The organism is Kitasatospora sp. NPDC059817 (assembly GCF_042731835.1).
GTDB lineage: Bacteria > Actinomycetota > Actinomycetes > Streptomycetales > Streptomycetaceae > Kitasatospora.
In genome coordinates this window covers 37,469-46,292 of the sequence record NZ_JBHWIR010000048.1, presented here as the reverse complement: position 1 = coordinate 46,292, position 8,824 = coordinate 37,469, and the positions used below count along the sequence as shown (strand labels likewise).

Genomic DNA, 8,824 nt, shown 5'->3' with positions numbered 1-8,824 from the left:
CCCCAACCCGCGCGCGCCCCCCGCGCCCGCCCCGCCCTCCGCGCCGCCGCGCGCGCCCCCGCGCCCGCCCCCCCGGGGGGCGTCGGGCTCAGGCGCCCAGGTCGACCGAGCGGGCGAAGCGGGCGCCGATCTCGGCGGCGATCGCCGACAGCACGTCCTGCGGGATCTGGCTGTCCACGGTGATGGAAGCGAGCGCGCCGCCGCCGTCGCGGGCGACCTGCATGCCGGCGATGTTGATGCCGGCGTCGCCGAGGTGGCGGCCGAGCACGCCGACCACGCCGGGGCGGTCCTCGTACTTGAAGAAGGCCATGTGGTCGGTGAGCGCGACGTCCACGTCGAAGGCGTCCACGCCGACGATCTTCTGGGTCTGCTTCGGGCCGGCCAGGGTGCCGGAGATGGCGATCTCCTCGCCGTTCGCGAGCGTGCCGCGGACGGTGATCACGTTGCGGTGCTCGGCGCTCTCGCTGGAGGTGGTCAGGCGGACCTCGACGCCGCGCTCCTGGGCGAACAGCGGGGCGTTGACGTAGGACACCGTCTCCGCCACCACGTCCTCGAACACGCCCTTCAGCGCGGACAGTTCGAGCACCTTCACGTCGTGCTGGGTGATCTCGCCGCGGACCTCGACGTCGAGCCGGACGGCGACCTCGCCGGCCAGCGCGGTGAAGATCCGGCCGAGCTTCTCGGCCAGCGGCAGGCCCGGGCGCACGTCCTCGGCGATCACGCCGCCCTGGACGTTGACGGCGTCCGGCACCAGCTCGCCGGCCAGCGCCAGGCGCACCGACTTGGCGACGGCGATGCCGGCCTTCTCCTGCGCCTCGTCGGTGGAGGCGCCCAGGTGCGGGGTGGCGACCACGTTGTCGAAGCCGAACAGCGGGGAGTCGGTGCACGGCTCCTTGGTGTACACGTCCAGGCCGGCGCCGGCCACCCGGCCGTCGCGCAGGGCGTTGGCGAGCGCCTCCTCGTCCACGATGCCGCCGCGGGCGGCGTTGACGATGCGCACGGTCGGCTTGACCTTGTGCAGCGCCTCGTCGCCGATCAGGCCGATGGTCTCGGGGGTCTTGGGGAGGTGGACGGTGATGAAGTCCGAGACCTCCAGCAGCTCCTCCAGGGTGACCAGCTTGACGCCCATCTGGGCGGCGCGGGCGGCCTGGATGTAGGGGTCGTACGCGACGATCTTCATGCCGAACGCGGACATCCGCTGGGCGACCAGGACGCCGATCCGGCCGAGGCCGACGACGCCGAGGGTCTTCTCGCTCAGCTCGACGCCGGTGTACTTGTTGCGCTTCCACTCGCCCTGCTTGAGCGCGGCGTTGGCCGGCGCGATGTTGCGGGCGACGGAGATCAGCAGGCCGCAGGCGAGTTCGGCGGCGGTGACGATGTTGGAGGTCGGCGCGTTCACGACCATCACGCCGGCCTTGGTGGCGGCGGCGACGTCCACGTTGTCCAGGCCGACCCCGGCCCGGGCGACCACCTTGAGCTTGCGGGCGACGGCCAGCGCCTCCGCGTCGACCTTGGTGGCGGAGCGGATCAGGATCGCGTCGACGTCGGCGATCGCGCCGAGCAGCTCGGTGCGGTCGGCGCCGTTGCAGTGGCGGATCTCGAAGTCGGGGCCGAGGGCGTCGACGGTGGCGGGCGACAGCTCTTCGGCGATCAGGACGACGGCGGTTTTGGATGTCACAGTGCTCACGACAGTGTGTCCTTAACTCTGCGGTTCTCCCCGGCACGTGGGTGGCGTGGACGGCGGGGGGAAGGTGGCATGCCGCGTAGGTAGACGCACGACGCTGTGGGCCTGACGCGCACTCGGAGTGTATCGACGGGCTGGGTACCAGGCTGCTCCCGTCCGGCGAAATCACCCGGACGAGAGCAGCCTACTTGTACAAGGAAGTTACAAAATCGGGCAGAGCCCGAGGCCGGTTCAGGCCTTGTCGTCGACCCAGCTCATCAGCGAGCGCAGCTTCTTGCCGGTGGTCTCCAGCAGGTGGTCCTCGTCGGCCTTCTTGTACTCGTTGTACTTGGGCAGACCGGCCTTGTACTCGGCGATCCAGGTGTTGGCGAAGGTGCCGTCCTGGATCTCGGCGAGGACCTTGCGCATCTCGGCCTTGGTGGCGTCGGTGATGATCCGCGGGCCGGTGACGTAGTCGCCCCACTCGGCGGTCTCGGAGACCGACCAGCGCATCTTCTCCAGGCCGCCCTCGTACATCAGGTCGACGATGAGCTTCAGCTCGTGCAGGCACTCGAAGTAGGCGATCTCCGGCTGGTAGCCGGCCTCGACCAGGGTCTCGAAACCGGCCTTCACCAGGGCGGCGGTGCCACCGCACAGGACGGCCTGCTCACCGAACAGGTCGGTCTCGGTCTCCTCGGTGAAGGTGGTCTTGATGACGCCGGCCTTGGTGGCGCCCAGGCCCTTGGCGTAGGACAGCGCCAGGTCGAAGGCCTTGCCGGAGGCGTCCTGCTCGACGGCGACGATCGCGGGGACGCCGCGGCCCTCCTCGTACTGGCGGCGGACCAGGTGGCCCGGGCCCTTCGGGGCGACCATGCAGACGTCGACGTCCGCCGGGGGCTTGATGAAGCCGAAGCGGATGTTCAGGCCGTGGCCGAAGAACAGGGCGTCGCCGGCCTTCAGGTGCGGGGCGATGTCGGCCTCGTAGACGTCGGCCTGGATCGGGTCCGGCACCAGGATCATGATGACGTCGGCCTCGGCCGCGGCCTCGGCCGGGGTGACGACGCGCAGGCCGGCCTCCTCCGCCTTGGCACGGGACTTGGACTCCGGCTTCAGGCCGACCCGGACGTCGGCGCCGGAGTCGCGCAGGGACAGCGCGTGGGCGTGGCCCTGGCTGCCGTAGCCGATGACCGCGACCTTGCGGCCCTGGATGATGGACAGGTCGGCGTCGTCTTCGTAGAACAGCTCGGCCACGGGGGCACATCTCCTTGCGTGATGGTTGCCGGGTACGCGTTCTCTACGGTAGGCGTACCGGCGGGGGCGTGGGGCGGTGCTTCAGGGTGTGAGACGGCCTGCGTCTCGGGGGTGCTCAGGCGCTGCGGTCGAGGGCGCGCAACGAGCGGTCCGTGATCGAACGGGCGCCGCGCCCGATGGCGACCAGGCCGGACTGGACCAACTCCTTGATGCCGTAAGGCTCCAGCATCCGGAGCATGGCCTCCAGCTTGTCCGAGCTTCCGGTGGCCTCGATGGTCACCGCGTCCGGGGACACGTCGACCGTCTTGGCACGGAACAGCTGGACGATCTCGACGATCTGCGACCGGGTCTCGTTGTCGGCGCGGACCTTCACCAGGACCAGTTCCCGCTGGATCGCAGCGGACTGGTCGAGTTCGACGATCTTTATCACGTTCACGAGCTTGTTGAGCTGCTTGGTGACCTGTTCCAGCGGGAGGTCCTCGACGTTGACCACGATGGTCATCCGGGACACGTCCGGATGCTCGGTCGGGCCGACGGCGAGGGAGTCGATGTTGAAGCCCCGACGGGAGAACAGGGCGGCGATGCGGGCGAGCACGCCGGGCTTGTTCTCGACCAGGACGGAGAGGGTGTGCTTGGACATGGGGTTCCTCAGGCGCTCTGGAGTTGAAGGGGGGCGTTAGTCGAGGTCGTCGCCGAAGTCGGGGCGGACGCCCTTGGCGAACTGGATCTCGTCGTTGCTGGTGCCGGCCGCGACCATCGGCCAGACCATGGCGTCCTGGTGGACGATGAAGTCGATGACGACCGGGCGGTCGTTGATCTCCATGGCCTGCTGGATGACGGCGTCGAGGTCCTCGGGGCGCTCGCAGCGCAGGCCGACGCAGCCCATCGCCTCGGACAGCAGGACGAAGTCGGGGATCCGGGTGCCCTGGGCCGGCGGCGCGATGCCGTCGTGGTCGGGGCCGGCGTGCAGCACGGTGTTGGAGTAGCGCTGGTTGTAGAACAGCGTCTGCCACTGGCGGACCATGCCGAGCGAGCCGTTGTTGATGACCGCGACCTTGATCGGGATGTCGTTCAGGGCGCAGGTGGCCAGTTCCTGGTTGGTCATCTGGAAGCAGCCGTCGCCGTCGATGGCCCAGACCGCGGTGTCCGGCCGGCCGGCCTTGGCGCCCATCGCGGCGGGGACGGCGTAGCCCATGGTGCCCGCGCCGCCCGAGTTGAGCCAGGTGCCCGGCTTCTCGAACCGGATGAACTGCGAGCTCCACATCTGGTGCTGGCCGACGCCCGCGGCGTAGATCGCTTCGGGGCCGACCAGCCGGCCGATCCGCTCGATGACCTGCTGCGGGGAGAGGCGGCCGCCCGGGGCGGGCTCGTAGCCCAGCGGGTAGGTCTTCTTCCACTCGTCGAGCTTCTCCCACCACTGCGAGTAGTCGCCCTTGTGGCCGGCGTCGAACTCGGCCTGGACGGCGACGATCAGATCGGCCAGCACCTCGCGGGCGTCGCCGACGATCGGCACGTCGGCGGGGCGGTTCTTGCCGATCTCGGCCGGGTCGATGTCGGCGTGGACGACCTTGGCGTGCGGGGCGAAGCTGTCCAGTTTGCCGGTGACGCGGTCGTCGAAGCGGGCGCCGAGGGTGAACAGCAGGTCGGCCTTCTGGAGCGCGGTGACGGCCGGGACGGAGCCGTGCATGCCGGGCATGCCCAGGTGCTGCGGGTGGCTGTCGGGGAAGGCGCCGAGCGCCATCAGGGTGGTGACCACGGGGGCGCCGGTCAGTTCGGCGAGGATCCGCAGCTCGGTGGTGGCCTGTGCCTTGATCACGCCGCCGCCGACGTACAGCACCGGGCGCTTGGCGCCCACCAGCATCTTCGCGGCCTCGCGGATCTGCTTGGCGTGCGGCTTGGTGACCGGGCGGTAGCCGGGCAGCGAGAGCTCGACCGGCCAGCGGAAGGTGGTGGTGGCCTGGAGCGCGTCCTTGGCGATGTCGACCAGGACGGGGCCGGGGCGGCCGGTGGCGGCGATGTGGAACGCCTCGGCGATCACCCGGGGGATCTCGGCGGGGTCGGTGACCAGGTAGTTGTGCTTGGTGATCGGCATGGTGATGCCGCAGATGTCCGCCTCCTGGAAGGCGTCGGTGCCGATCGCCTTGGAGGAGACCTGGCCGGTGATCGCGACCATCGGCACCGAGTCCATGTAGGCGTCGGCGATCGGGGTCACCAGGTTGGTCGCGCCCGGGCCGGAGGTGGCCATGCAGACCCCGACCCGGCCGGTGGCCTGGGCGTATCCGGTGGCGGCGTGGCCGGCGCCCTGCTCGTGGCGGACCAGGATGTGGCGCACCTTGGCCGAGTCCATCAGCGGGTCGTACGCGGGAAGGATGGCCCCGCCCGGGATGCCGAAGACGGTGTCGGCGCCCACGGCCTCCAGCGAGCGGATGAGCGACTGGGCGCCGGTCATGGTTTCGACGACGTGCTGGGGAGCGGGAGCGTGGGCGGCCGTGGTGTCCCCGCGGCGGGGGGATGCGGCGTGCTCAGTCATCTGCCTGTCTCTTCTCGGAATGTGCCGGCCCGGTGGTTTCGGGCCCCGGTGGTGCGAGGGTGGGGTCCCGGTTTCGGGCCGATCGCCGGCTCTGCCTCAATCGTCCCGCTTCCTCCCCGCGAATCGGGGCGGATCGGGCGGTCGGGGCCAGGGGTCTTGCGGTGGTGGAACAGCGTCAGTGCAACAAAAAACCCCTCGTGCCAAGGGCATGCGAGGGGTGGCGCGTCGGTCTGTCACAAGCGGGGGGTGTGAACCCGCTCAGCCGACGCGCCCGCCAAGTACGAGAATTCGGGTGCGCATGGCAACGACCCTCCTCCTGTCCGGGGGCACGTGTCAAGCAGGTGGGATGACCGTCTCGCCATGCGGACCTGGCCCTGGACCGGTCACCGCGCGGCGTTCGGGCAGGTCGGGGGCACCGTGGTGATGCACGACACGCCCCCCGCCGCCCTCCCCGCGGCCACCCGTCCGGGCCTCCGCGGCCAGGTACGCGCGCCGGGCCGAGACCGAGCCGAGCGGTCTGGGCAGCGGGTAGCCGCGGCGCACCAGCGCCCGGCGCAGCCGGGTCTCGTCCAGTGGCGGCGCGAAGGCCGAACCCTGGCCCTGTCGGCAGCCCAGCTCCTGGAGCGCGGCGACCTGGCGGGGCAGGTCCACCCCCTCGGCGCCGGTGACCAGGCCGAGGTCGTGGCCGAGCCGCAGGGCGTGCCCGGCGAGCGTGCGGCTGAGCGCGGACTCCCCGAGGTCCTGTACCAGCGTGCGGTCCAGCTTGAGGCCGTCCAGGGGCAGCCGGGCCAGCTCGCCGAGCGAACCGCTGCCGGCGCCGTAGCCGGCCAGCACGGTGGTGACCCCGAGCCGGCGCAACGCGGCCAGCCGGCGGCCGAGTTCGTCGGCGAGCGAGTCCGGGCCCATCCGGGCCACCTCGATCACCAGCTCGCCGGCCGGCAGCCGGCTGTCGCGCAGCGCCGCGGCCACCGTCTCGTACAGGCCGGGCGAGCACAGCCGCTCGGTGGAGAGCCGGACCGCGACCGGGACGGGCGCGGGGCCGCTGCGGCTGCGGCCGGACTGGCCGCGCCGGTTGGCCGCGGCCGTCACCGCCTCCTGGACCAGCCAGCGGGAGAACCGGGTGGCCGCGTCGCCGTGGTCGGCCGAGCGCAGGAACTCGGCCGGGGTGAGCAGCAGGCCGCCCGCCGAACGCCAGCGGGCCTGCGCCTCGACGCCGGTCACCGCGCCGCTGCCGAGGTCCACCACGGGCTGGTGGAGCAGGGTGAAGCCGCCCTCCCGGACGGCGGCCCGCAGCCGCTCCTCCAGTTCGGTGCGGCGCTCCAGATCGGCCCGCATCGCGGGGTTGTAGAGCACCACCCGGCCCTTGCCCTCGGACTTGGCCCGGTACATCGCGAGGTCGGCGTTGCGCATCAGCTCGTCGGTGGCCGCCCTCGGGTCGGCGGCCGGGCCGCGTTCGGGGGTGCCGAAGGCGATGCCGATGCTGGCGGCGACACCGAGTTCGGCGCCGCCGATCCAGTACGGCTCGGAGAGCGCGATCCGCAGCCGTTCGGCGAGCTCCTGGACCTGGAGCCGGCCGAGCGGGCCGCAGACCAGCGCGGCGAACTCGTCGCCGCCGAACCGGGCGACGGTGTCCCCGCAGCGGACGGCCCCCTGGAGCCGGCGGGCCGCCTGCACCAGCAGTTCGTCGCCCACCTGGTGGCCGGCCGTGTCGTTGACCGCCTTGAAGCCGTCCAGGTCGAGGAAGAGCACCGCGACCCCGGCGCCGCCCTCGCCCTGCTGGCCGCGGGCGCCGAGGGCGGCCCGCAGCCGCTGGGCGAACAGCGCCCGGTTGGGCAGGTCGGTGAGCGGGTCGTGGAAGGCGTTGTGCTGCAACTGGGCCTGGAGTATCACGCGTTCGGTCACGTCCCGGCTGTTGAGGATCAGGCCGTCACGGTGCCGGCTGACCGTCGACTCGACGTGCAGCCACTCGCCGCCGCCGGAGCTGATCCGGCACTCCACCCGGGCGGACGGCTCGGCGGTGCCCGGGGAGCGGTGGGCGGTGAGCCGGACCCTCGCCAGGTAGCGGCGGACCTCGGCGAGCACCCGGTCCACGTCCTCCGGGTGGACCAGGTCCAGCAGGTTGCCGCCGACCAGTTCCTCCGGGTCCCGCCCGTAGACGCCGAGTGCGGCCGGGGAGACGTAGGAGAGCACGCCGTTGGCACCGGCGATCATGATGACGTCGCTGGAGCCCTGCACCAGGGAGCGGAAGTGCGCCTCCTTGTGGGCGAGTTCCTGGGCGAGCGAGAGGTTGTCGAGCAGCATCACGCCCTGGCGCAGGATGAGCGCCAGGCCGACGGTGCAGGCCGCCGCGGCCACCACCCGGTCCAATTCCCGCCCGCCGAGGGCGTTGTAGAGGATCCCGGCGGTGCACACCGCGGCGGCCGCGTACGGGGTGAGCGCGCTGAACGTGGTGGCCACCCGGCGGCGCGGCAGGCCTCCGGCCGAGGGGTGCTCGCGCAGCGGGCGGCGCCAGCGCGGCGACCACGGCGCCCAGGCCAGCAGCAGGCTGCCGGAGAACCAGCCGGCGTCCAGCAGTTCGCCCGAGCGGTAGCTGCTGCGCAGCTCCGGGGAGGTGAACAGGGCGTCGCACAGGACGGTGACGGCCAGCGCCACCATCGCGGTGTGCACGGCCGCCCGGTTGCCGTCCCGGCCGCCGAAGCGCAGCCCGACGACCAGGCTGACCAGCAGGATGTCCAGCACCGGGTAGGCCAGGTTGAGGGCCAGCCGCAGTGGCGAGCCGACCTCGCCGGCGGCGATCCGGCCGAGCGCCAGGCTCCAGCTGAGGGTGAACAGCGAGCCGGCGATCAGCCAGCCGTCGAGCAGCAGGCAGAGCCAGCCGGCGGCCGAGCGCGGGCGCTGGGCGAGCACCAGGACACCGGTGATGGCGAGCGGGGAGAACAGCAGGAAGGCGTACTCGGCGAGCGAGTCCTGCGGCAGCGGGCTGCGGGCGACCAGTTCGTACCAGCCCCAGGTGCCGTTGCCGCAGGCCACCATGAGCGAGGAGAGGCCGAACAGCAGCCAGGCCGGGCGGGCGCGCCCGCCGGCTGTGCAGCCGTACACCAGGCAGGACAGCGCGGCCGCGAGCGCCGCCGCGGCCAGGCCGAAGTCGCCCATGAAGATGGAGAGTTGGAAGGATCCCCAGCCGGTGGCGGCGCCCAGGGCGTAGGCCAGGCAGAGCGCGCCGAGGACGAGGCCGGGCAGCGTCCGGCTCTCCCGGAGCCGGCCCAGCGGGCCGCGCCGGCCGGGGGCGGGCGGGCCGGCTGCGGCTGCGCCGGGCGCGGACGTGTCGGGCTCGGACGCGTCGGCGGGTGGCACGCCCGGCCGTCCGGCCCCGGGCAGCA

Annotated in this window: 5 protein-coding genes; all 5 read right to left on the bottom strand. The window is 72.3% G+C overall.

Annotated features, from left to right (window positions below):
- Positions 1-88: 88 nt before the first annotated feature.
- Positions 89-1,678 (bottom strand): phosphoglycerate dehydrogenase, encoded by a 1,590-nt coding sequence (serA, locus tag ACFV61_RS13210; RefSeq protein WP_063347726.1) that lies wholly within the window; start codon positions 1,676-1,678, stop codon positions 89-91.
- A gap of 237 nt (positions 1,679-1,915) precedes the next feature.
- Positions 1,916-2,914, bottom strand: a complete 999-nt coding sequence (ilvC, locus tag ACFV61_RS13205; protein ID WP_063347727.1) for a ketol-acid reductoisomerase — start codon at positions 2,912-2,914, stop codon at positions 1,916-1,918.
- A gap of 115 nt (positions 2,915-3,029) precedes the next feature.
- A complete protein-coding gene (gene ilvN / locus ACFV61_RS13200) occupies positions 3,030-3,554 on the bottom strand; it encodes an acetolactate synthase small subunit (RefSeq protein ID WP_030302941.1) in 525 nt (174 codons plus the stop codon).
- Positions 3,555-3,590: 36 nt separating this feature from the next.
- Entirely contained in the window at positions 3,591-5,444 is a 1,854-nt protein-coding gene (locus ACFV61_RS13195) for an acetolactate synthase large subunit (protein ID WP_380491630.1), read from the bottom strand.
- A 333-nt stretch (positions 5,445-5,777) separates the two neighbouring features.
- Positions 5,778-8,711 (bottom strand): putative bifunctional diguanylate cyclase/phosphodiesterase, encoded by a 2,934-nt coding sequence (locus ACFV61_RS13190; RefSeq protein ID WP_380491634.1) that lies wholly within the window; start codon positions 8,709-8,711, stop codon positions 5,778-5,780.
- Between the last annotated feature and the right edge of the window lie 113 nt (positions 8,712-8,824).